Source organism: Phytobacter sp. SCO41 (assembly GCF_003073275.1).
In the GTDB taxonomy this organism is placed as follows: Bacteria; Pseudomonadota; Gammaproteobacteria; order Enterobacterales; family Enterobacteriaceae; genus Phytobacter; species Phytobacter diazotrophicus.
The window spans coordinates 3,914,134-3,938,165 of sequence record NZ_CP027225.1 but is presented as its reverse complement, the minus strand read 5'-3'; the positions used below and the strand labels follow the sequence as shown (position 1 = coordinate 3,938,165).

Here is a 24,032-nt window from a genome sequence, read left to right as displayed (position 1 = left end):
CCTTCCTTTAATCGCTGTAACCCTGCGGGTGGCGGGACTGCCAGCGCCAGGTATCTTGTGCCATTTCATCGAGCGTACGGGTCACACGCCAGCCCAGTTCATTATCCGCTTTGCTTGCATCTGCCCAGTAGGCAGGCAGATCGCCATCGCGGCGGGGAGCAAAATGGTACGCCACCGGCTTACCGCACGCTTTACTGAATGCGTTAACCACGTCAAGCACACTGCTGCCAACGCCTGCGCCGAGGTTATAAATATGGACGCCTTGCTTGCCCGCCAGTTTTTCCATCGCCACAACGTGCCCGTCGGCTAAATCCATCACATGGATGTAATCGCGAACGCCGGTGCCATCAGGCGTCGGGTAGTCATTACCAAATACCGCCAGAGAGTCGCGACGGCCCACGGCCACCTGGGCAATGTAAGGCATCAGGTTGTTCGGGATACCCTGCGGGTCTTCACCCATATCTCCTGACGGATGAGCGCCCACCGGGTTGAAATAACGCAGCAGCGCAATGCTCCAGTCCGGCTGGGCTTTTTGCAGGTCGGTCAGGATCTGTTCGACCATCAGCTTGCTTTTGCCGTAGGGGCTTTGCGGGGTGCCCGTCGGGAAACTTTCGACATAAGGGATTTGCGGCTGATCGCCATACACTGTTGCGGAGGAGCTAAAAATGAGGTTTTTGACGTTGGCCGCACGCATGGCATTCACCAGGCGAAGCGTGCCATTGACGTTGTTGTCGTAGTACTCCAGCGGTTTGGCTACTGACTCGCCAACGGCTTTTAACCCCGCGAAGTGGATAACCGCTTCGATTGCATGATCGTGCAGGATTTCAGCCAGCAGTGCTTCATCACGAATGTCACCCTGGATAAACAGGGCGGATTTGCCCCCCAGGCGTTCAAGCACCGGCACGACACTGCGTTTGCTGTTACACAGGTTGTCGAGGATGATGACGTCGTGGCCATTTTGCAGCAGTTGCACACAGGTATGGCTTCCAATGTAACCGCTACCACCTGTAACCAAAACTTTCATATATCACTCCATCAAGCGTATGTTATGAATTAACTTTAGCATAACAGAGATGGCAAAACTGTGATATGTGATTAATTAGTGGAATCGTTTACACTGCGATGTGTTATGTATTATCTGCCAATCCAACCTATTATAAATCAGATAAATAATGATGCAATGATGCATAAATTCTGAAAATGTTCTGAAACAGAGGCGGGGGGATGCCCCGCCTGTGAAAAACTCACTCAAACTGGTAGCGCCAGTTGTCGCCGTCTGGGACAAACTGTAAACGATGCGTGATACAAGAAGGGGCATCACTGGCATGGTGGGAGACAAACAATAATTGCGTTTCGCCTTCGCCAATCAGCACATCAACAAAGCGGCGAATCAACTGACGGTTCAGCGGATCCAGCCCTTGCAGCGGCTCATCGAGGATCAGTAAGGTCGGATGTTTAACCAACGCACGGACAATCAGCGCCAGACGCTGTTGGCCCCATGACAGGCTATGGAACGGCGCATCGGCGGTTTTCGCATTAAACCCGGCGATGTCCAGCCACTGTTGCGCCAGTTTACGCTGTTTGTCCGAAATAGCCTGATAAATGCCAATGGAGTCAAAATAGCCGGAAAGAATGACATTGCGCACGGTCGTACTAACGCGATAGTCCAGGTGCAGGCTGCTGCTGACGTAACCGATGTGCTTCTTAATATCCCAGATGGTTTCGCCGCTGCCGCGACGGCGGCCAAAAAGGGTTAAATTGTTGCTGTAGCCTTGCGCATGATCGCCGGTTACCAGGCTGAGCAGTGTCGATTTTCCCGCGCCGTTCGGCCCGCTAATTTGCCAGTGTTCCCCTGGTCGAACGGTCCAGTTGAGATGATTGATAATCGGACGATCGTTATAGGAGACGACACCCTCTTTCAGCACAATCAGCGGCTCACCGGCGGTCAGTTGATCGCGCGCTGGCGGCGCATCTGGCTCCGGCAGCGCCATTCCCGCCAGGTTCTCGCTATGCGCCAGTTGTGCGATGAGCGCCTGCTGTAACAATGCCGATTTTTCGCCGATTTCCGTTAGCGCGCAGTCAGCCAGCACGCCCGCATTCTGCACAAAATCCGGGATCTCATCGAAGCGGTTCAGAACCAGCACCAGGGTGTAACCTTCTGCATTAAGCTCGGCGAGGAGAAGAGCGAGATTTTGCCGTGAATGAACGTCCAGGCCGTCAAAAGGCTCGTCCAGAATCAGTAAATCAGGTTGCGACATCAGCGCCTGGCAGAGAAGTGTTTTGCGCGTCTCTCCTGTGGAAAGGTATTTAAAGCGGCGTGAGAGCAGGGACGTGATACCAAAACGTTCGGCCAACTGCTGGCAGCGCGCGGCGTCTTTGACCTCATCCTGGATGATTTCTGCGGTGGTGCGTCCGGTGTCATCTTCACCGGGGCTTAGCATATCGGTGTTATTACGTTGCCACTCTTCACTGACCAGTTTTTGCAACTGTTCGAATGACAGACGGGTAATGCGTGAAAAGTTACTCTGGCGATCCCCTTTAAGGAGCGTCAATTCGCCAGCCAGTGCTTTAGCCAGCGCCGATTTCCCGCTACCGTTTGCACCGACAAACGCCCAGCTTTCACCCGACTGCAGCGTTAAATGATCAATCGACAGCGTTCGGGTGTCGCCAAGACGAAACGTGCCTTGCGAAATTTGCAATGATGACATTATGTATCCCATTTTTTGCAGCGATACAGACAGGGATACGTGCTGGCAGGCAACTTGTCAATCTACTTAGCACAACGTGGCGAGAATGACCTTGTCAGCATTAAAATATGCCGTGACCTCAGCCGCTTCCTTTAGATCTTGCGCCTGCTGTGCGGGCACGGTCGCACATAACTGCTGGCCGTCGGGTAGCGCCATCAGAACTTCGTACTGCAGTTCGCCACGCTCAATATGGCTGATTCGCCCACGGAGCTGATTATCGGCCTGCTGCGCAGTGGCATGGTCGGTTGTAATGCCTACCCACGGGGCTTTCAGCAGCACCAGCACCTCTTTGCCTTGCGTCAAATCCAGGCGCTGCGCGCTTTGCGCAGTAATGGCGACTTTGAGTGATGTCGTACCATCCGCCAGAAGCACATCGACATGTTGCTGTACCTGCTGGTGGTCGAGGGCGGTAATGGTACCAAACCACTGATTACGGGCGCTGGTTTGCAGCGAAAAACGGGAAATGGCCGCCAGCAGGCTATTCAGCGGCAGGGCATCGTCGTCGCTTAACACATCAAACGCTTTTTGCTGAATCTGACCCAGTAAATCATAGAGTTGAATAAGACGCTGACCGTAGCGGGTGATAACCGCGCCGCCGCCGCCTTTTCCCCCTGTCGCGCGTTCCACCAGCGTCTGTTCGCTGAGCTGATTCATTTCATTAATGGCATCCCAGGCACTTTTATAGCTGATGTTTGCATTCTTCGCCCCCTGGCTTATGGAACCCGTCTGTTCTATCTGTTTGAGTAAATTAATCCGGCGCGGGTCAGCGAACAGCCGTTCCTGGAGCTTAAGGGTAAGAAGAATTTCAGCCTGCATAGCTTAGTGTCCTGATGTAAAAAGAATAGTGTGAAGGAAAATCGACCTGGAGCCTAGTCTTCACCTGCACGCATTGTTTTTCTAAAGATAATGTCACAATTGTCGATAGGGGAAAGAGACACTCCACTGAAGGAACAGAATATGGCAGTTAAAAAACGCCCGGCCTTGCAAGGCGAATTGGACGGAGCCTGTGGTTTTTACGCCATCGCGAACGGCATACATTTACTGGAACCAGAACTGGCGCTCCCGGAAATCTTCCCGATAATTTTGCAGCAATACGTTTTTGATGGCGATCCAATGGGGTTTGTTAACGGCATTGCTCGCGGTTCGCTTAAAAATACCCTGAGTCGGACGATGGCGCTGTTGAACGCTGAGTATGAATTTTACGACCCGAAAACCCGCGAACAATGGCAGTTCACCTTCAGCATGCCCTACTGGCATAACGATAAACCTCGCGATCGCCGGGATATCCTCGATACGTTAAGTCTGGCGAACCATAAAGAAGGGCGCGTGATTATTCAGGCTTACGATTATAATGATGGTGAGCAGGAATATAGCCACTGGACAGTCATTTCGAAAGTGACGGACGAGGGGCTGGCCACCTGGGATTCAAGCAAAGAAGTTAAATGCATTCCATTTGATAAAATACGAGTCGATAGCATTCAACATTCGAATATTGCCCGGCCATGGAATATTCGCAGCGCGGATACGTTTGTACTGAGTCGTCAACCCTTGTAAAAGGTGAGCGACGATGGCACAAAAGGCGAGTGTTTTTCTGCCAGATGCGGTTAGAATGCCCCCTTAACACTAAATGGAGTTGACCATGTTTGAGTTATTGAAAAGCTTAGTTTTTGCCGTAATCATGGTCCCTGTGGTGATGGCTATCATCCTGGGGTTGATTTATGGCCTGGGTGAGGTATTCAACCTTTTTTCAAATGTTGGTCATCGCGACCGCCCCGCGCAACGCCGCTGAATTTAAAAAACGCCCGCAATCGCGGGCGTTTTGCTATTCAAGTTCGGCATAAGCTTGCCGATATCTCATAAATCTCAGTAATTCTTGATGAGTATGACCTCACTCGGTGAATCTCTGGTAGTATCGTTATATTTCCAGTTATATAACGATACTCACAGGAGTTACAGATGACACGTACATGGTTACGCCTTTTTGCCGGGGCGACTTTATCGCTTTCTGTTGCCGGACATGCGCTGGCTGATGAAGAGAAAATTACCGTTTTTGCGGCAGCGTCGCTGACCAATGCAATGCAGGACATTGCCGCTGCGTATAAGAAAGAGAAAAACGTCGAGGTGGTCTCGTCGTTTGCTTCGTCTTCCACGCTGGCACGTCAAATCGAAGCGGGCGCGCCTGCGGACCTGTTCATTTCTGCTGACCAGAAATGGATGGATTACGCGGTTGATAAAAAGAGTATCGATACCGGCACGCGCGTAACCTTGCTGGGTAATAGCCTGGTTGTTGTGGCGCCGAAGAGCAGTGCGCAGGACGATATTACCGTTGATGCGGCCACTGACTGGGCAACCTTGTTGAAAGGCGGCCGCCTGGCGGTTGGCGATCCGGAGCATGTCCCGGCAGGTATCTATGCGAAAGAAGCGCTGCAAAAGCTGGGGGCGTGGGATAAATTGTCCCCGAGCCTGGCGCCAGCAGAAGATGTACGTGGTGCTCTGGCACTGGTTGAACGTAGCGAAGCCCCGCTGGGTATCGTCTATGGTTCTGATGCCGTGGCCAGTAAGGGCGTGAAAGTGGTCGGGACTTTCCCGGAAAACTCTCACCAGAAGGTGGAATATCCGATGGCGATTACCGAAGGTCATAAAAACGCAACGGTTAGCGCGTTCTATGACTATCTGAAAACCCCGGAAGCTTCCGCCGTGTTTAAACGTTACGGATTTACGACACACGAATGATATTAACGGATCCCGAATGGCAGGCAGTGATACTTAGCCTGAAAGTTTCATCCCTCGCAGTTGTTATTAGCTTGCCCTTTGGGATTTTCTTTGCCTGGTTACTGGTGCGCTGTACCTTTCCAGGCAAAGCCCTGCTTGACAGTCTCCTGCATCTTCCCCTGGTTCTGCCTCCGGTTGTCGTGGGGTATTTACTACTTATTGCCATGGGAAGACGTGGATTTATCGGCCAGTGGCTCTTTGACTGGTTCGGTATAACCTTCGCTTTTAGCTGGCGAGGCGCGGTGCTTGCGGCGGCGGTGATGTCCTTTCCGCTGATGGTGCGTGCCATTCGCCTGGCGCTGGAAGGCGTTGACACCAAACTCGAACAGGCCGCCCGTACCTTAGGTGCCGGGCGCTGGCGCGTGTTTATGACGATTACGCTGCCCTTAACATTGCCGGGAATTATTGTCGGCACCGTGCTGGCCTTTGCCCGTTCGCTGGGTGAATTTGGGGCGACCATCACCTTTGTCTCAAACATCCCTGGCGAAACGCGTACCATTCCTTCGGCGATGTACACCCTTATTCAGACACCCGGCGGCGAAATGGCGGCGGCGCGTTTGTGTGTGATCTCCATTATTCTGGCGCTTGTCTCGCTGCTCATTTCGGAATGGCTGGCGCGCGTTAGCCGTGAACGGACCGGGAGATAACGATGCTGGAGCTGAATTTTAGTCAGACGCTGGGAACGCACCGTCTGCAGGTTGCCGAAAACCTGCCAGCTAGCGGTATCACGGCGGTATTTGGCGTATCGGGAGCGGGGAAAACCTCTCTTATCAATGCGATTAGCGGCTTAACGCGCCCGGAGCAGGGGCGTATCGTGCTCAATGATCGCGTGCTGTATGACGCTGAGAAAAAAATCTGCCTGCCGCCGGAAAAGCGCCGGGTCGGTTATGTCTTCCAGGATGCGCGCCTGTTCCCGCATTACAACGTGTTGGGCAATTTACGCTACGGCATGGCGAAATCCATGGCCGGGCAGTTTGACAAGCTGGTGGCGCTTCTGGGGATCGAACAGCTTTTAGAGCGCCTGCCAGGCGGGCTGTCGGGTGGGGAAAAGCAACGCGTGGCGATTGGTCGCGCCCTGTTAACCGCGCCGGAATTGTTGTTGCTGGATGAGCCGTTGGCATCGCTGGATATTCCGCGTAAACGTGAGCTGTTGCCGTATCTGCAACGCCTGGCGCGGGAAATCAATATTCCTGTGCTGTATGTCAGCCACTCGCTGGATGAGATCCTGCACCTTGCCGATAAAGTGATGGTGCTGGAAGCGGGGGCGGTGAAAGCCTTTGGTAACCTCGAAGATGTCTGGGGGAGCAGCGTGATGAATCCGTGGCTACCTCAGGAGCAGCAAAGCAGTATTCTGAAAGTCAGCGTGCTGGAGCAGCATCCGCATTACGCCATGACGGCGCTGGCGCTGGGCGACCAGCATATTTGGGTGAACAGACTGGATAAGCCGCTTCAGGCTGCTGTGCGTATTCGAATTCAGGCAACGGATGTGTCGCTGGTGCTGCAACCTTCCGGCAATACCAGTATTCGTAACACTCTGCGGGCGAAAGTGGTGCAAAACTACGATCTGGACGGGCAGGTGGAAGTTCAGTTGGATGTAAGTGGAAGGACGCTGTGGGCGCGAATTAGCCCGTGGGCCAGGGATGAGCTCAATATCAAACCTGGCCTGTGGCTCTATGCACAAATTAAGAGTGTATCGATCACCGCCTGATCAGAGCAGATGGCTATAGATAAAGCTGGCAATGCTGTCGGTGGTGTTATCGCCAATCACAACGTTGGCGCGGGCTTTGACCGCGTCATCGGCATTTCCCATCGCGACCCCAAGGCCCGCCGCCTCCAGCATGCTGATGTCGTTGTAGTTGTCTCCAAACGCCACCACCTCTTTCATCGACAAGCCCTGTGAGGTGACCCACTCGGTCAGGCGTTTGCCTTTGCTATTGCCCGTGCGCGCGATATCAACCTGATCATGCCATGACCACTCGCACTCCAGTCCCAGTGTTTGCTCAACCGTGTGGGCAAACTGCTTAAGTTTATTGGTGTCTTCGTCGGTCAGGGCGAATTTCCAGATAGCGTCAACGTCACTGGCGGCAGCGCGCAGCGAGTCCACCTGGGTGAAGACCGGGCGCTGTTCCGGCGGCAGAGTTTGTGCCCAGTTATTGGTGCGAATGACATGACCGGTTGGCTTTTCATAGAGCATGGCATTATCGACATACATCAGACCGTGGACATCGTGGGATTCGAGCATTTCAATCAGTTTAACGGCTTGCGAAACTGGCAGAGGATCGGCTGTTAACACTTTTTTTGCCTGATAATCATACAAATAAGTGCCATTACAGCAAATTGCAGGTGTATCAAGCGCCAGTGCCTGATAAAAAGGATGGATGGCAACGTGATGCCGTCCGGTAACAATAATTAACTGATAGCCCGCTGCTTTTGCCCGGGCAAGCGCCTCGATAGAAGAGGGGAGCAGCGTTTTTTTAGGCGTCAGTAAGGTACCGTCTAAATCCAGTGCTAATACACGCGAGGTCATGTCGTTTTCCGTGGTCAATGTTGAATTTGGCTTTTTCGGGATGGTACACCGAGTCGCGCCATGGGCAAAATTTGCGCGTGAAATTCAGCATTAACCACGAAAAAAGGCTATCCTGGTAAATTAACGCAGTATCAAGGAAAGGAGTATTCATGAAACAAACCGTTTATACCGCCAGCCCGGAAAGTCAGCAGATTCATGTCTGGCGTTTGAATCCCGAAGGCACCCTGACGCTTGTGCAGGTGGTGGATGTTCCCGGCCAGGTTCAGCCGATGGTCATAAGCCCTGATAAACGTTACCTCTACGTGGGCGTACGCCCGGAATTCCGCGTTATTGCTTACCGTATTGCGCCAGACGATGGTGCGCTGACCTATACCGCAGAAGCGTCGCTGCCAGGTAGCCCGACGCACATCTCAACCGATCACAGTGGTCGTTTCCTGTTCAGCGGTTCCTATAACGCGGGTTGTGTCAGCGTAACACGTCTCGACGATGGCGTGCCGACCGAGACCCTGGACGTGGTAGAAGGGCTGGAAGGTTGTCATTCTGCCAATATTTCGCCTGACAATCGCACCCTGTGGGTTCCGGCGCTGAAACAAGATCGTATTTGTCTGTTTACGCTGTCCGAAGATGGCAATCTGCAACCGCAAGACCCGGCGGAAGTGACCACCGTTGAAGGGGCTGGCCCGCGCCATATCGCCTTCCATCCGAACAAACGTTTTGCCTACTGTGTGAATGAGCTGAACAGCTCTGTCGATGTATGGCAGCTTAATGATGCGCACGGGAAGATTGAATGTGTGCAGACGCTGGATATGATGCCGGCTGACTTCTCCGATACCCGCTGGGCGGCGGATATTCATATTACGCCGGATGGCCGTCACCTCTATGCTTGTGACCGTACCGCCAGCCTGATCACTGTGTTCAGCGTGTCAGAAGATGGCAGCGTACTGGCTATCGAGGGCTTCCAGCCGACAGAAACGCAGCCGCGTGGCTTTAATGTCGATCACAGCGGTAAATTCCTGATTGCGGCAGGGCAGAAATCCCACCATATCGCGTTGTATGAAATTACCGGCGAGCAGGGGCTGCTGACCGAGAAATCCCGTTATGCGGTGGGCCAGGGGCCGATGTGGGTCGTGGTTAACGCGTACTGATTTTCAGGCATAAAAAAACCTCGCCGCGGCGAGGTTTTTTCGTTTCAAAATGCTTACTTTTTCGGTTCAGCAACAACCTGGCTGCCTACGCCACGGTTGTTGAATTCCCACATGCGGTTGAAGCGCGCATCGTTCAACTGACGCTGGATATTACCTTTATCATCCACCGCGCCCGTATTACCGGCAAACGCGCGACCAGAAGCCGCTGCGGCTGCCCACGGTTTCGCCACGTTGAAGCCTTCGTTGATCACGCTATCGCGAATCACAACCTGACCGTTGGTATTGGCATCCACGTCCAGCGAGCGGCCCAGTTGCGCCACGCCATTACCGGTCGCGGTAAAGCGGCTGTTGGTCGCCAGGAAACCGAAATTAACGCTGGACAGGGTTGCCGGTGCGAACACGTAGCCTTCTTGTTGGGTACGGGAGTTCACAACGCGGAAATCGGTGTTATCAAACACAACCGCGCCGCGGCCTGCAACGATATCCACATCCCCTTCTACATAGCTGTTGGTGACCAGCGTACGGGTCTGGCGATCGTTACGCAGGGTGTTATCGACACCGCTATTGGTCACGAAGAAGGTGTTCTGGCGACCCAGGATATTGACGTTATTCAACTGAACTTTGTCGCCGTCGCTGCGGAACGCAACCGCCTGATGGTTACCGGCGTCAACGCTGTCGCCAAGGCTATTCTGGATGGTGAGGTTCTGCAGTTGCAGACCATTGTTCTGTGACCAGAAAACAGCGGAGCACATCACGCCAACGGTGGCGTTACGGTTGCTCTGGCATTTATCAAACATATACCAGGCAGGTTTACCCGGCATGTATTTGCCTGATGGATTGACCAGTTTACGCCAGGTCGTGCTGTCCATTTCAGAGTCAATAGCCAGCCCGATTTTCACGTCCAGCGGTTTTTCGCCGGTACCGTAAATGGTCACGCTGCCAGACGCCGCAGGAACATACACCGTGCCTTCGTAATCACCCGGCATCACGGCAATATACTGACGATCGCTGGAGTGTTTGTTGATGGCTGCGTCAACCGCTGCCTGAATGGTGTTGTGCGTTACGCCAGGCGTGCCCGCGGGGCCAACCACGAAGTTTGCCTGTGCAGGCAGACGGATAGCGTAAGGCTTCCACGCGGCTGCGTTCGGCGTCAGGGAGGCGAAGTAGTTATCCGCAACGAAGTTTTTCGCTTCGCCCGCCGTCAGAACAGGGCGCGATGCCGTGCCCGGCGCAGTTTGTTGAGAAGGCTGTTGATCCGGCGGCGTTGAGCTACAGGCGGTCAGTGTCACGCCAAAAGCCAGTGCCAGCGTCAGACGAGAAACCGAGAATGTGTTCAAGGGGTACTCCAGGCTGTGCAAGTTTAAATGATTTCGTCAGAAGCCTGCTTTTTTATACTAAGTTGAGCGAAACGGGAAGCCGATTGTGCAAATCGGCCTCAAATGAATGGTTTTTTAGCTAAAAAGGGCGGTGATGGAGGCGCTGGCGAGAGAATGGAAATGCACATTAAAGCCGACCATCGCACCGCTGGCGTCGGCATCGACCTCTATAGCCGGGACATCTAACGCATAGACGGTAAAAATATAGCGGTGGGTTTCACCTTTCGGCGGTGCCGCGCCGCCATAACCGGCTTTGCCAAAGTCGGTTCGTGTCTGGATAGCGCCATCCGGCAGCGCGCTTATCCCTGAACCGGCTCCTTGTTGCAATACGCGGGTATCGGCGGGCAAGTTCGCGACGACCCAGTGCCACCAGCCGGACCCCGTGGGGGCATCCGGGTCGTAGCAGGTAACCACAAAACTTTTAGTTGCAGCGGGAACATCATCCCAGGCCAGATGCGGCGAAATATTGTCGCCGTCGTAGCCCATGCCATTGAAAACGTGGCGGTGGGGCAGTTTGCCCCCGTCCTGTAAATCATGACTGATCAGTTTCATTTCACCTCCTGTCAGCGATGCAACAACTTGACGATTTCCTGTGCGGCAGCGGCCGATGACGCCGGGTTTTGCCCGGTAACCAGGTGACCGTCGGTGATTGCATACACGCCCCAGTCTTCACCGCGCTCGTACAAGCCTCCGGCCTGTTTTAACGCATCTTCAACCAGGAATGGCACAACCTGTGTCAGGCCGACGGCTTCTTCTTCGCTATTGCTAAAACCCGTCACGCGTTTGCCCTGGACCAGTGGGCTGCCATCTGGCTTATGGGCATGGCGTAGCACGCCCGGCGCGTGGCAGACGGTTCCTACCGGCTTGCCTTCGGCCCAATATTTTTCGATAAGCGCGATAGATACAGGATGTTCTGCCAGATCCCACAGCGGACCGTGCCCGCCGGGGTAAAACACCGCTTCATAATCCCCTGCGGCGATATCACTCAGTTTGTGGGTGTTTGCCAGGGCGAGCTGTGCGGCTTTGTCTTTGCGAAAGCGCTCGGTGTCCTGGGTTTGGGCATCGGGCGCATCGCTTTTCGGATCCAGTGGCGGCTGTCCGCCTTTGGGTGTGGCAAGCGCAACCTCCAGCCCTGCATCGCGAAAAACATAATACGGTGCGGCAAATTCTTCCAGCCAGAAACCGGTCTTTTGCCCGGTGTCGCCGAGGGTGTCATGCGAGGTCAGTATCATTAAAATCGCCATTATTCCTCCTGATTCCGGGATGAGTTAACCCTCCAGAGTGTAGCATCCCGGAATCAGGCGGGCGTTAAATCAGACAATGAACATCTCGTCCATGGCGACGGCGGCATTCACGGCCTGGGTTAAGCGCGTCAACTGTTCGCGGCTTATCGCATAAGGCGGCATCAGGTAAATGAGGCGGCCAAACGGGCGGATCCACACGCCTTGCCCAACAAAGAAACGTTGCAGCGCCGCCATGTTTACAAGTCGCCTGGTCTCCACTACACCGATTGCCCCCAGTATGCGAACGTCCTCCACGTTGGCGCTATCGCTCGCCGCTGCGAGCTCGTCGCGTAACTGGCGTTCAATCGCGGCCACCTGGGATTGCCATTCACCGCTTTCCAGCAGGCCGAGACTGGCCGTTGCCGCCGCACAGGCCAGCGGATTGCCCATAAACGTCGGGCCGTGCATAAAGCAGCCCGCTTCGCCGTTGCTAATAGTCTCGGCCACATGGCGCGTCGTAAGCGTGGCGGAAAGCGTCATTGTGCCGCCGGTTAAGGCCTTGCCAAGACAGAGAATATCCGGAGCAACCCCGGCGTGTTCGCAGGCAAACAGCTTGCCGGTGCGACCAAAGCCGGTGGCAATCTCATCGGCAATCAGCAATATCCCTTCCCGGTCGCACATTTTACGGATCCGCTTAAGCCACTCAGGGTGGTACATGCGCATCCCGCCGGCGCCTTGCACGATGGGCTCAAGGATCACCGCGGCAATTTCATGGCGATGCGCCGCCATCAGGCGGGCAAAACCCACCATATCGCGCTCGTCCCATTCACCGTCGAAACGGCTTTGCGGCGCGGGGGCGAAGAGGTTTTCCGGCAGGTAGCCCTGCCACAGGCTGTGCATGGAGTTGTCCGGGTCGCACACCGACATCGCGCCAAAGGTGTCGCCGTGGTAGCCGTTACGGAAGGTGAGAAACCGCTGCCGGGGCTCGCCTTTCGCCTGCCAGTATTGCAGGGCCATTTTCATCGCCACTTCCACGGCCACCGAGCCAGAATCAGCGAGGAAAACGCACTCCAGGTTGTCCGGGGTCATCGCCACCAGCTTACGGCACAGGGCGATGGCGGGTTGGTGGGTGATGCCGCCAAACATCACGTGCGACATGGCATCAATTTGCGCTTTCATCGCCGCGTTCAGTACCGGGTGATTGTAGCCGTGAATGGCGGCCCACCAGGAAGACATCCCGTCTACCAGCCGCTCGCCGCTGGCCAGCGTCAGTTCGCATCCTTGTGCGGATTGCACCGGATAAACAGGCAGCGGAGAGGTCATGGAAGTGTACGGGTGCCAGATATGGCGCTGGTCAAAGGCAAGATCGTCCGTTGTCATAATCGACTTGTAAACCAAATTAAAAACATTTAGGTTTACAAGTATAACCCGAATCGAGATTTAACAACACCCTTTGGAGAAGCCCAATGGCTCACCAGACACGCTGGACACTGTCGCAAGTCACCTCCCTGTTTGAAAAACCGCTGCTGGAACTGCTGTTTGAAGCGCAACAGGTTCACCGCCAGCATTTTGATCCCCGCCAGGTGCAGGTCAGCACGCTACTTTCGATCAAGACCGGGGCCTGCCCGGAAGACTGTAAATACTGTCCGCAAAGCGCCCGTTATAAAACCGGGCTGGATGCTGAAAGGTTGATGGAGGTGGAGCAGGTACTAGACTCGGCCCGTAAGGCGAAAAACGCCGGTTCAACGCGCTTTTGTATGGGCGCGGCCTGGAAGAACCCGAACGATCGCGATATGCCGTATCTGGAACAGATGGTTGAAGGGGTTAAGGCAATGGGCCTGGAAGCCTGCATGACGCTCGGTACGCTCACTGACAGTCAGGCGCAGCGTCTGGCGCATGCCGGGCTGGATTACTACAACCACAACCTGGACACCTCACCGGAATTCTACGGCAACATCATCACCACCCGAACCTATCAGGAGCGCCTGGATACGCTTGATAAAGTGCGTGATGCGGGAATCAAAGTCTGCTCTGGCGGCATTGTGGGGCTGGGCGAAACGGTCACCGATCGCGCCGGGTTACTGTTGCAACTGGCAAACTTGCCCACACCGCCGGAAAGCGTACCCATCAACATGCTGGTGAAAGTGAAAGGCACGCCGCTGGCGGAAAATGAGGATGTCGACGCTTTTGATTTTATCCGTACCATCGCCGTTGCCCGTATCATGATGCCCACCTCGTATGTGCGTCTGTCCGCAGGGCGCGAGCAGATGAACGAACAGACTCAGGCTATGTGCTTTATGGCCGGGGCAAACTCCATTTTCTACGGCTGTAAGTTGCTGACCACCCCCAACCCGGAAGAGGACAAAGACCTGCAACTGTTCCGTAAGCTGGGGCTGAATCCGCAGCAGACCGGGGTGCTCAACGGCGACAGAGCGCAGCAGGAACAACTGGAACAGCAGCTCGTGCATGCGGATACCGATCAGTATTACAACGCGGCTGCGCTATGAGCTGGCAACAGCGCATCGATGAGGCGTTAGCGGACCGTCGGCAGGCCGATACCTTGCGAATGCGCCAGTGCGTGGCGCAGGGGGCCGGGCGCTGGCTGGTTCGCGACGGGCAGCGCTATCGCAACTTCTCCAGTAACGATTATCTGGGCTTAAGCCAGCATCCGGCGGTTGTTCGCGCCTGGCAGCAGGGGGCAGATAAATACGGGGTTGGCAGCGGCGGTTCTGGTCACGTGAGCGGCTACACCCTGGCACATCAACAGCTTGAGGTCGGGCTTGCCGACTGGCTGGGGTATCCGCGCGCGCTACTGTTTATCTCAGGATTCGCTGCTAATCAGGCGGTGATTGCCGCGCTGGGTAAGAAAGAAGACCGTATTGTTGCCGACAGGCTAAGCCACGCCTCGTTGCTGGAAGCGGCCAGCCTCAGCCCGGCAGAACTACGCCGCTTTGCCCATAACGACGCCACGCATCTTGCGGCTCTGCTGGCAAAACCGATCGGTGGCGAACAACTGGTTGTTACCGAAGGGGTGTTCAGTATGGACGGCGACAGCGCGCCGCTGGCTGACATCGCCCGGGTGACCCGACAGGCAAATGGCTGGCTGATGGTCGACGATGCGCACGGTATTGGCGTATGCGGCGACGAGGGGCGCGGTAGCTGCCACGCCCGCCAGGTCACGCCGGATATCCTGATTGTCACGTTCGGCAAAGGGGTTGGCGTGAGCGGTGCGGCGGTGCTGTGCAGCGAATCGCTGGCCGATTATCTGACACAGTTCGCCCGCCATCTGATTTACAGCACCAGTATGCCGCCCGCCCAGGCCGCGGCAATCAGCGCCTCACTTGCTGTTATTCGATCCGAAGAAGGCGCACAACGCCGCCATAAACTGAATGCGCTGATTGCGCAATTCCGTGCGGGCGCACAGGCGCAGAAACTCCAGGTAACAGCATCTGACAGTGCCATTCAGCCGCTGATTGTGGGCGAAAACAGCCGTGCGCTGCACCTGGCCGCGCAGTTACGGGGGAACGGTTTTTGGGTAACCGCGATTCGCCCGCCAACCGTCCCGCCAGGTACCGCCAGGTTGCGCTTAACGCTCACTGCCGCCCATGAGCCGGAAGACATTACGCAGTTGCTGGAGATATTGCATGACGCGCGTTGATAAACAAGCCATTGCCGATACCTTCGGTCGCGCCGCCCACCGCTACGACCAACACAACGGATTGCAGCAACAAAGCGCAGAATTACTGCTTTCCCGTCTCCCTTCTGCCCCTGTTGAACAGGTGCTTGACGCTGGCTGCGGGCCGGGGTTGCTGAGTCGCTACTGGCGAGAGCAGGGGGCTCGGGTGACGGCGCTGGATATCTCTGCGCCCATGCTGGAGGAGGCCCGGCGCAGGCAGGCGGCAGAACGCTATGTGCTGGCGGATATCGAAGCCATGCCTTTTGCCCGCGCTGAATTTTGTCTTGCCTGGAGTAACCTGGCGGTGCAGTGGTGTGATGATGTGCGTCAGGCGCTGGCGGAGTTATACCGCGTGGTGCGCCCCGGTGGACATATTGCGTTTACCACCCTGGTGAGCGGCTCGTTACCTGAATTGAATGAGGCATGGCGCGCGATTGATGACCAGCGTCATGCCAATCACTTTCTGGCCGCTACGCAACTCCACGATGCGCTATCCGGCTGGCGCTATCAGGCGGGTATTGAGCCCATCACGCTCCATTTTGCGGGGGCACTGGAGGCCATGCGATCGCTTAAAGGGGTGGGGGCGACCCATCTGCATGCCGGACGCAGGCAAGGGCTTACGCGAGGGGGGCTGCAACGCTTGCAACTGGCCTGGCCGCAACAGCAGGGAGCATTCCCGCTGACCTATCAACTTTTCTGGGGAGTTATCACGCGTGACTGAACGCTATTTTGTCACCGGCACGGACACCGAGGTCGGAAAAACGGTGGCGAGCTGCGCGCTTTTGCAAGCGGCAAATCTTCGGGGGCTGCGAAGTGCAGGTTACAAACCGGTGGCCTCGGGCAGCGACATGACCGCACAGGGGCTGCGCAACAGTGACGCGCTGGCTTTGCAGCACAACAGCAGCGTGATGCTCGATTACGACCAGGTAAACCCCTGGACTTTTGCTGAGCCGACATCGCCGCACATTGTCAGCGCAGAGTCCGATATGCCCATTACGCTTGAGGGGATGTCTGCCGGGCTGCGGGCGCTGGAAGCGGAGGCCGACTGGATATTGACAGAAGGGGCTGGTGGGTGGTTTACGCCGCTTTCAGAGACATTCACTTTTGCCGATTGGGTGGTGGCCGAGCGATTGCCGGTGATTCTGGTGGTGGGCGTTAAGCTTGGGTGTATTAATCATGCAATGTTGACCGCACAGGCGATAGAGCAGGCGGGGTTGCGTTTTGCAGGCTGGATTGCCAATGATGTTCAGCCGCCAGGTAAACGGCATACCGAGTATCTTGCGACGCTACGGCGCGTGTTAAAGGCACCTTTTATGGGAGAAATTCCCTGGCTTGCCCACGCGCCGTTCGCTACACAAAACGGTCATTATCTCGATCTCAACGTGCTGAATCAGGCGACATCCAGTGCGACAGAAGCTGATCGTCAAGCTGTCTGACATCCCCTTCGGCGACATTGCGACCACGATGTAACAGACAGAAACGGTCAGCAACCCGGCGTATAAACGACAGATGTTGTTCGGCCAGCAGGATAGTCATACCGAAATCCTGGTTGAGCCGGACAAGTAAATTGCCGAGTTTATGGATAAACGCCTGTCCAAGCCCGCGTGTGGGTTCGTCCAGAATCAACAGCCGCGGGCGATTGACGAGCGCGCGCGCCATCGCCAGTTGGTGCTGATTATCCTCAGACAGCCCAGCGCCTTTCACCTGACGTAGCCCGTAGAGTTCGGGAAACAGGTCATAGATCTCACGATTGACGGTACTGCGCGGTTCACCAGAGGCCAGCATGGCGATATGCAAATTCTCCTCAACGGTCATTTGTGAAAATATCCGCCTGTCCTGGGGAACATAGCCTATGCCCATTGCGCTGCGATGCTCCGCCTGCAGGTTGAGTAAATCCCTGGGCGGCGCCCCCGCTTCTTGCCAGACCATGCTACCGCTCTCCACGGGCAGATAACCGGTAATGCAATTGATAAGCGTCGTCTTGCCCATCCCTGGGAGGCCAATAACAGAGGTGCATACACCGGGGGAGAGGTCGAGGTCGACATTCCACAGCGTATGTTGATTGCCGTAATACTGATTGACTGCACGTAAACTCAACACGGTTCGCTCCTTATCTCTGATCGGGTGACAGAGAAGATGTTGTAAAAGTCTGTGCAAAAGCCTTGCCAGAACCTAAAAGCGAGATTTTTTTCGGAACCCGCTGATGAATAAGAGAGTAAAAGTGCTTTTTGCGGCTGGCAGGCGAAAATATATGCTCTTTGACAGTGCCAGGGATGGTGGGAAATGGTGCAGTCAATTGGTGAAATGTGAGCAGGATCGCATGATAATTCACCGATTCGTTAGCAGATATTCTGCGAAAATAAGCGAGAAAATTTTTTTATTGACCTCAAAGAGGCTGCCAGGTGGTTTTTCGCGACAGGCGAGGCATATGGGCTGGAAGCAGTTATCCACTATTCCTGTGGATAACCTTGTGCATTAGAGTTAGAAAAAGTGCGAGAAGCGAGTAAATACGCGGCTTGCGCCTGAATTGCTGCGAAAGGCGTCTTTTGAGATATTCCTTTATTTTTTAATTAGTTAAATAAAAGCAATCCTTGTAAGAAATCTGTCACCCACTGCCACAAAACTTTCATTACCTGTCTTGACAAGTGTTAAAAAAGGAAATGTTCTGGGGATAACCCGCTTTTGCTGGTGTTTTGTACCGTCCCAGATGATTTTCGAGGTGTGCTCATCGTGCCGGGCCAGTGAGTAGAAGAGATTCCTGATTATGCCACTGTTTTTACATCCAGTATTTTTTATTGGCAAATCTCGCTGTGGTGAGTAAAATTACTTTCCTGCCCGCTCATTCCTTCATCAGGTAGCCGTCCATGAGTAAACCATTCAAACTGAATTCCGCTTTTCGTCCCTCCGGCGATCAGCCAGAAGCTATTCGTCGCCTGGAAGAAGGTCTCGAAGATGGTCTGGCTCATCAGACTTTGCTGGGCGTGACCGGTTCAGGGAAAACGTTCACCGTGGCGAATGTGATTGCCGATTTACAGCGCCCGACGATGGTGCTGGCGCCGAACAAGACCCTTGCGGCACAGTTGTATGGCGAAATGAAAGAGTTCTTCCCGGATAACGCGGTGGAATATTTCGTCTCTTACTACGACTACTATCAGCCGGAAGCCTATGTGCCGAGTTCGGACACGTTTATTGAAAAAGATGCCTCGGTGAACGAACACATTGAGCAGATGCGACTGTCGGCCACTAAAGCGCTGCTTGAACGTCGGGATGTCATTGTGGTGGCATCGGTCTCTGCGATTTACGGTCTGGGCGATCCGGACCTGTACCTGAAGATGATGCTGCACCTGACAAAAGGGATGATCATCGATCAACGCTCCATACTGCGTCGGCTGGCGGAGCTGCAGTATACCCGCAATGATCAGGCGTTTCAGCGCGGCACCTTTCGCGTGCGCGGCGAAGTGATCGATATCTTCCCGGCAGAATCGGACGATATTGCCCTGCGCGTTGAGCTGTTTGATGAAGAAGTTGAGCGTCTGTCGCTGTTTGATCCGCTGACCGGGCACGTTGAGTCGACCATCCAGCGTTTTACGGTCTATCCCAAAACTCACTACGTCACGCCGCGTGAGCGCATCGTTCAGGCGATGGAAGAGATCAAGGTCGAGCTGGCCGAGCGGCGCAAAGTGCTGCTGGAGAATAATAAGCTGCTGGAAGAACAGCGGCTGACCCAGCGCACCCAGTTTGATCTGGAAATGATGAATGAGTTGGGCTATTGCTCCGGCATCGAAAACTATTCGCGCTACCTTTCCGGGCGCGGGCCGGGCGAGCCGCCGCCGACGCTGTTTGATTACCTTCCGGCGGATGGCCTGCTGGTGATTGATGAATCCCACGTCACCATTCCGCAAATTGGCGGTATGTTCCGCGGCGACCGCGCGCGTAAAGAGACGCTGGTGGAGTACGGTTTCCGTCTGCCGTCAGCGCTGGATAACCGCCCACTGAAATTCGAAGAGTTCGAAGCGCTGGCACCGCAAACCATTTATGTATCGGCGACGCCGGGCAACTATGAGCTGGAAAAATCCGGTGGCGATGTGATTGACCAGGTTGTGCGCCCGACCGGCTTGCTCGATCCGATTATCGAAGTGCGACCGGTGGCAACCCAGGTGGACGATCTGCTCTCCGAGATCCGCATACGCGCTGCCATTAACGAGCGCGTGCTGGTCACGACACTGACCAAACGCATGGCGGAAGATCTGACCGAATATCTGGAAGAACACGGTGAGCGGGTGCGTTACCTGCACTCCGACATTGATACGGTCGAACGTATGGAGATTATCCGCGATTTACGCCTTGGCGAGTTCGATGTGCTGGTGGGCATCAACTTGTTACGTGAGGGGCTGGATATGCCGGAAGTGTCGCTGGTGGCAATTCTGGATGCGGATAAAGAAGGGTTCCTGCGTTCTGAGCGTTCGCTGATTCAGACCATTGGTCGTGCGGCGCGTAACGTCAACGGGAAGGCCATTCTCTACGGCGATAAAATTACCCCATCCATGGCGAAGGCGATGGGGGAAACCGAGCGTCGTCGCGAGAAACAGCAGCAGTACAACGAAGAACACGGCATCACCCCGCAGGGGTTGAACAAAAAAGTGGTGGATATTCTGAGCCTCGGCGAAAGCCTGGCGAAGACCAAAGGCAAAGGTCGCGGTAAATCGCGCACACCGGCTCAGGTGGAAGCTGCCGAACTGGCATTAACCCCGAAAGCGCTGCAGCAGAAAATTCACGAGCTGGAAGGGCAGATGATGCAACATGCGCAGAATCTCGAATTCGAAGAGGCGGCGAAATGCCGCGATCAACTGCATCAACTGCGGGAATTGTTTATTGCCGCCTCGTAACACGATGCCGCTCACGAAATTGACCTGTGTATCTTAATGTTTGCTTAATGAAAGCCGATTACTCTCCTGTGAAAAATCAGGAGAGTATCTATGCACAAAGAAAATCTGGCTCAGTATCTGGCCATTGCCCTGTCCCTCGCCATTATCATCGGTTTTACCCATCTCTGGGTGCTGTCTTACTGAGTTCCCCTTAACGTGCAATGGGGTTGAGTTTCACCCATGCGCGAACACCGGGGCCAGGCTGACGGTTGTGCAAGAAGAATTGCGCGTCATGAAGCTGCGCGATGCGTGAAACGATACTCAATCCAAGCCCTGAACCACCGTAGCGACTATCCATTCGCACAAAAGCTTTGCTTAACTCTCCGCTGCGGGATTCATCCACGCCTGAACCCTCATCTTCCACCGACAGCACCGGCGTCGGGCCAGCGATAAGGCTCACGATAATGGTGGTGCCGGGCGGGCTGTACCGGTGGGCGTTTTCCACCAGATTTCGCAGCAGTACTTGCAGGAGTGTGGCATCGCCTGCCACGGCGATATCTTCTGTCATTTCCGGCAACTGTAAGTGCTGCTGACGGGTGTGCAGCATTCTCTCCAGCTCACTGTGGACAGGCATGACCACATCTTCCATCAACATCACCTGCTGATAGCTGCCAGCGGAAAAAGATTGCCCGACGCGGGCGAGTTGTAGCAACTGGGCAATATTTTCGGTCATCTGGTCCAGACGCTGAAGCAGGGGGGCGACATCCAGAGCATGGCTTTTGGCCATCAACTCCAGGTGCAGACGCAGACCTGCCAGCGGCGTACGCAACTCATGGGCTACGTCGGCGGTAAACAGACGTTCGCGATCCAGTGTGACGGTAAGGCGTGAAACCAGTTGATTGATGGCAGAGGCAACGGCTTCGACCTCACGGACCGGGTTTTCCAGAACGATGGGTTCAAGGTTGCCCGGCGCACGCGCATCCAGCTCGCGCTGTAATGCTGAAAGAGGGCGGGTTATGGTTTTCAAGGCCTTAAAACAGAGCAGCAGGGCGAGACCAATGATCAGCAGGCTTGGCACCAGCAGACTGGCGACCGCCTCGTGCACTTCATGCTCCACCTGTTTGTGGTTGTTATGGCTGTGAATCGCGCTTTCCACTAATAGCTGGACTTGCTCTTTGCTCTCATGCCATAGCCAGAACACGCTGACCAGTTGACACACCACCAGAATGGCCCCGACGGTGAGCAGCAAGCGGCTTCGCATTGACCAATTCCTGAACTGAAAGATCGCCATGCTTATTCCTGTTTATCGGCGTGGATCAACATATACCCATAGCCGCGCACGGTACGGATACGCGATTTGCCGATTTTGTCACGCAGGTTATGGATATGCACTTCCAGCGTATTTGTCGCCGGTTCGTTGTCCCAGTTGTAAATGTCGTTATAAAGAATTTCACGGTGTACCGGCGTACCCACTTTCATCAGCAGGCGTGACAGCAACGCGTACTCTTTTGGCGTAAGCTCCAGTAACTCTTCGCTGAGCCATACCTGACGGCGGGTCAAATTCAGCCGCAAATTACCGTTTGTTAATTCGCTGTCTGCCTGATTATTGTGACGGCGCAGCAGGGCACGAATACGCGCGTTAAGCTCTTCAAGTGCGAAAGGCTTAACCAGATAATCATCCGCACCGGTGTCCAGCCCGGAAATACGATCGGAGAGTGTGTCCCTGGCGGTCAAAATTAGTACCGGCAGCGTGAATTTCTCGCGGCGAACACGCTCCAGGAAATGGAGGCCATCTTCGTCCGGAAGGCCAAGGTCAAGCACCATCAGACTGTAGTGTCCGGTTGCCAGACTCAGGCCCGCTTCATGCGCGGTGGATACGCCATCGCAGGCGTATCCTTCACTTTGCATGGCCAGAATCAATCCCTGTAATAACAGTGCATCATCTTCGACGACCAGAATTTTCATTTCGGCTCTCCACGACAGGCAGTCAAAATATCATCTTGCGCACGGTATTCCTTCGTACTGACCCCTGTCATACCCAACATGGTCGAGAAGAGATTATCCTGCGAAAAGTTCTTTTGCTGTGCCTCTTTTTGCAGGCACTGATTATCTACGCCGTAACGCTTTTGATAATCCTCAGACAGCCAAATAAGCATCGGAATATGTTTTTGCGTTTCCGGGGCGATGGAATAAGGCAAACCGTGTAAATAGACACCGTCTTCACCCAGCGATTCACCATGGTCGGAAAGGTAAACCAGGCTGGTGGTGAATTTATCCTGTTTCGATTGCAGTAATTTAATGGCTTTGTCGACAATATAATCAATGTACAAAATGGTGTTATCGTAAGTGTTCACCAGTTGTTCCTGCGTGCAGGTCTGAATCTGGCTGGTATCGCAGGTCGGGGTAAATTTACGAAATGCCGCCGGGTAGCGGTTATAGTAGGTTGGCCCGTGGCTACCAATGGTGTGCAATACAATGACGCCGTCATGTTGCAGATTATTGATATAGTCTTCGAGCTGATGAAATAACGCTTCATCCTGACATTCACCGTCAATACATAACCCCGGCAGATTCAGCGCAGTCACATCCTGATGAGGAACGCGATCGCAGGCGCCTTTGCAACCGCCGTCGTTTTCATTCCACAATACCTGAATACCCGCGCGCTGAATAATATCCAGCAACCCTTCCTGATGATGGGCCAGTTCTTCGTCGTAATTCTGGCGCGGCATATTAGAGAACATGCAGGGCACGGAAATGGCCGTTGCCGTCCCGCAGGAGGTGGTGTTCGGGAAATAGACCACATTATCCTGTTTTAAACGCGGGTTGGTATCATGAGCATATCCACCCAGAGAAAAGTTGGCGGCACGCGAGGTTTCACCCACGATCAAGATGGTCAGATTCTTACGCGGGCCGTTTTGCATCTGCGCACGTTGTTGTGCATCTTCACCGATACGCACCAGCGGTAAATTATCCATGCGATGATGGCTATACCAGGATAAACCGGCGGTGATGCTGTTTGACGGGCTGAGGGATTTAACCAGTTCTTTATTATTGCGAAACAGTGAGGCGTAATCTTTATAGAACAGCAGCGCGACGAAAACGATCAGTAATGCGGAAACCGCAATGCTCACGAGGCGGCTGATAATACTACGCCAGGCTGAGACCGGCGCTTTGATTTTAATCCACCAGGCGATAAGCACCATTAACGCGCCTGAGAGCAGCAGCACCACAACCATTCGTGGCGATAGCAGGGCGAAACTCTCTGCCGGGGTGGTATCGAGAATATTGGTCACCATTGAGCGGTCGATAATAATGCCAAAGCTCATGATGAAATATTGCGCCGCCGCGCTGACCAGGATAAAGAGGCTGATCGTCAGACGGTCCAGGCGTAAAAATGAAGTCAGAGTGAGCGCAATATTGATGACGCTAAAGGCCACGACGGGCATGGAGGCAAATACCAGCGCGTTATGCAATGAGTCTACCGGCAATAATCTAAATGCCTGGCGATAAAACGCGATGTTTAAAATCAGTGCGATATAAAGCGCGAACAAAATCAGAAAGCTCAGGCGGCTTAAGCTAGGCCGGCGAAGACGAAAAGTAGGCATGACAACGATCCTGACAAAGACAGGATGACTATTCTGGACAAGGATCTTTAAGACAACCTTAAGAAATTAAGGAAACGTGATGGCGCGAGCACAAAT

General features: G+C 54.4%; 23 protein-coding genes. 11 read left to right on the top strand and 12 right to left on the bottom strand.

Annotation, left to right across the window (positions count from 1 at the left end):
* Positions 1-7 precede the first annotated feature (7 nt).
* From galE to modE, 3 genes are all read right to left on the bottom strand, one after another.
* Positions 8-1,024 (bottom strand): UDP-glucose 4-epimerase GalE, encoded by a 1,017-nt coding sequence (galE, locus tag C5523_RS19220; RefSeq protein ID WP_071195580.1) that lies wholly within the window; start codon positions 1,022-1,024, stop codon positions 8-10.
* A 220-nt stretch (positions 1,025-1,244) separates the two neighbouring features.
* On the bottom strand, positions 1,245-2,708 hold the full coding sequence (gene modF, locus C5523_RS19215; protein ID WP_071195581.1) for a molybdate ABC transporter ATP-binding protein ModF: 1,464 nt from the start codon (positions 2,706-2,708) through the stop codon (positions 1,245-1,247).
* A gap of 66 nt (positions 2,709-2,774) precedes the next feature.
* Entirely contained in the window at positions 2,775-3,563 is a 789-nt protein-coding gene (gene modE, locus C5523_RS19210) for a molybdenum-dependent transcriptional regulator (RefSeq protein WP_039077257.1), read from the bottom strand.
* 141 nt (positions 3,564-3,704) lie between these two features.
* On the opposite strand from modE, the gene C5523_RS19205 reads away from it, so the two are divergent.
* From C5523_RS19205 to modC, 5 genes are all read left to right on the top strand, one after another.
* A complete protein-coding gene (locus C5523_RS19205) occupies positions 3,705-4,301 on the top strand; it encodes a hypothetical protein (protein WP_039077256.1) in 597 nt (198 codons plus the stop codon).
* Between the two features lie 85 nt (positions 4,302-4,386).
* The gene (locus C5523_RS19200; RefSeq protein WP_039077255.1) at positions 4,387-4,536 is read left to right on the top strand and encodes an AcrZ family multidrug efflux pump-associated protein; all 150 of its coding nucleotides are present in this window, start codon (positions 4,387-4,389) and stop codon (positions 4,534-4,536) included.
* 167 nt (positions 4,537-4,703) lie between these two features.
* The gene (gene modA, locus C5523_RS19195) at positions 4,704-5,480 is read left to right on the top strand and encodes a molybdate ABC transporter substrate-binding protein (protein WP_071195582.1); all 777 of its coding nucleotides are present in this window, start codon (positions 4,704-4,706) and stop codon (positions 5,478-5,480) included.
* Entirely contained in the window at positions 5,477-6,166 is a 690-nt protein-coding gene (gene modB, locus C5523_RS19190; RefSeq protein ID WP_039077253.1) for a molybdate ABC transporter permease subunit, read from the top strand. Before modA ends, modB begins: the two co-directional genes overlap by 4 nt.
* 2 nt (positions 6,167-6,168) lie before the next feature.
* Positions 6,169-7,227: a molybdenum ABC transporter ATP-binding protein ModC gene (gene modC, locus C5523_RS19185; RefSeq protein WP_039077252.1), complete on the top strand. Its 1,059-nt coding sequence runs from the start codon at positions 6,169-6,171 to the stop codon at positions 7,225-7,227.
* On the opposite strand, the gene C5523_RS19180 is transcribed toward modC, so the two are convergent.
* A complete protein-coding gene (locus C5523_RS19180; protein ID WP_071195583.1) occupies positions 7,228-8,046 on the bottom strand; it encodes a pyridoxal phosphatase in 819 nt (272 codons plus the stop codon).
* Between the two features lie 149 nt (positions 8,047-8,195).
* On the opposite strand from C5523_RS19180, the gene pgl reads away from it, so the two are divergent.
* Entirely contained in the window at positions 8,196-9,191 is a 996-nt protein-coding gene (gene pgl / locus C5523_RS19175; RefSeq protein ID WP_039077250.1) for a 6-phosphogluconolactonase, read from the top strand.
* 53 nt (positions 9,192-9,244) lie between these two features.
* Here pgl and C5523_RS19170 read toward each other — a convergent pair whose 3' ends face one another.
* The 4 genes from C5523_RS19170 to bioA all read right to left on the bottom strand — a co-directional run bounded on the left by C5523_RS19170 (position 9,245) and on the right by bioA (position 13,170).
* The gene (locus C5523_RS19170; protein ID WP_039077249.1) at positions 9,245-10,528 is read right to left on the bottom strand and encodes a putative acyl-CoA thioester hydrolase; all 1,284 of its coding nucleotides are present in this window, start codon (positions 10,526-10,528) and stop codon (positions 9,245-9,247) included.
* 114 nt (positions 10,529-10,642) lie between these two features.
* The gene (locus C5523_RS19165) at positions 10,643-11,119 is read right to left on the bottom strand and encodes a kinase inhibitor (protein ID WP_039077248.1); all 477 of its coding nucleotides are present in this window, start codon (positions 11,117-11,119) and stop codon (positions 10,643-10,645) included.
* Between the two features lie 11 nt (positions 11,120-11,130).
* Positions 11,131-11,811: a type 1 glutamine amidotransferase domain-containing protein gene (locus C5523_RS19160; protein ID WP_039077247.1), complete on the bottom strand. Its 681-nt coding sequence runs from the start codon at positions 11,809-11,811 to the stop codon at positions 11,131-11,133.
* A 69-nt stretch (positions 11,812-11,880) separates the two neighbouring features.
* Positions 11,881-13,170, bottom strand: a complete 1,290-nt coding sequence (bioA, locus tag C5523_RS19155) for an adenosylmethionine--8-amino-7-oxononanoate transaminase (protein ID WP_071195584.1) — start codon at positions 13,168-13,170, stop codon at positions 11,881-11,883.
* Between the two features lie 86 nt (positions 13,171-13,256).
* Between bioA and bioB the strand changes: the two genes are divergently transcribed.
* Genes bioB through bioD form a run of 4 tightly spaced genes read left to right on the top strand, consistent with a single transcriptional unit; the run spans position 13,257 to position 16,902 of the window.
* The gene (bioB, locus tag C5523_RS19150; RefSeq protein WP_039077245.1) at positions 13,257-14,297 is read left to right on the top strand and encodes a biotin synthase BioB; all 1,041 of its coding nucleotides are present in this window, start codon (positions 13,257-13,259) and stop codon (positions 14,295-14,297) included.
* Complete coding sequence (bioF, locus tag C5523_RS19145; RefSeq protein WP_071195585.1) at positions 14,294-15,448, top strand: 8-amino-7-oxononanoate synthase; 1,155 nt, start codon at positions 14,294-14,296, stop codon at positions 15,446-15,448. The genes bioB and bioF overlap by 4 nt, the downstream gene beginning before the upstream one ends.
* Entirely contained in the window at positions 15,435-16,187 is a 753-nt protein-coding gene (gene bioC, locus C5523_RS19140; RefSeq protein WP_071195586.1) for a malonyl-ACP O-methyltransferase BioC, read from the top strand. Before bioF ends, bioC begins: the two co-directional genes overlap by 14 nt.
* Entirely contained in the window at positions 16,180-16,902 is a 723-nt protein-coding gene (gene bioD / locus C5523_RS19135) for a dethiobiotin synthase (protein ID WP_071195587.1), read from the top strand. The genes bioC and bioD overlap by 8 nt, the downstream gene beginning before the upstream one ends.
* Here bioD and C5523_RS19130 read toward each other — a convergent pair.
* Positions 16,844-17,566 carry an ABC transporter ATP-binding protein gene (locus C5523_RS19130; protein WP_039077241.1) on the bottom strand — a complete coding sequence of 241 codons (723 nt, stop codon included), beginning with the start codon at positions 17,564-17,566 and terminating at the stop codon, positions 16,844-16,846. The genes bioD and C5523_RS19130 overlap by 59 nt on opposite strands.
* 764 nt (positions 17,567-18,330) lie before the next feature.
* Between C5523_RS19130 and uvrB the strand changes: the two genes are divergently transcribed.
* Positions 18,331-20,352, top strand: coding sequence for an excinuclease ABC subunit UvrB (gene uvrB / locus C5523_RS19120; RefSeq protein WP_071195589.1), 2,022 nt, complete (start codon positions 18,331-18,333; stop codon positions 20,350-20,352).
* A 190-nt stretch (positions 20,353-20,542) separates the two neighbouring features.
* Here uvrB and pmrB read toward each other — a convergent pair whose 3' ends face one another.
* Genes pmrB through eptA form a run of 3 tightly spaced genes read right to left on the bottom strand, consistent with a single transcriptional unit; the run spans position 20,543 to position 23,936 of the window.
* A complete protein-coding gene (gene pmrB, locus C5523_RS19115; protein WP_071195590.1) occupies positions 20,543-21,622 on the bottom strand; it encodes a two-component system sensor histidine kinase PmrB in 1,080 nt (359 codons plus the stop codon).
* A 2-nt stretch (positions 21,623-21,624) separates the two neighbouring features.
* Positions 21,625-22,296, bottom strand: a complete 672-nt coding sequence (gene pmrA, locus C5523_RS19110; protein WP_039077237.1) for a two-component system response regulator PmrA — start codon at positions 22,294-22,296, stop codon at positions 21,625-21,627.
* The gene (gene eptA, locus C5523_RS19105) at positions 22,293-23,936 is read right to left on the bottom strand and encodes a phosphoethanolamine transferase EptA (RefSeq protein ID WP_039077236.1); all 1,644 of its coding nucleotides are present in this window, start codon (positions 23,934-23,936) and stop codon (positions 22,293-22,295) included. The genes pmrA and eptA overlap by 4 nt, the downstream gene beginning before the upstream one ends.
* Positions 23,937-24,032: the final 96 nt, after the last annotated feature.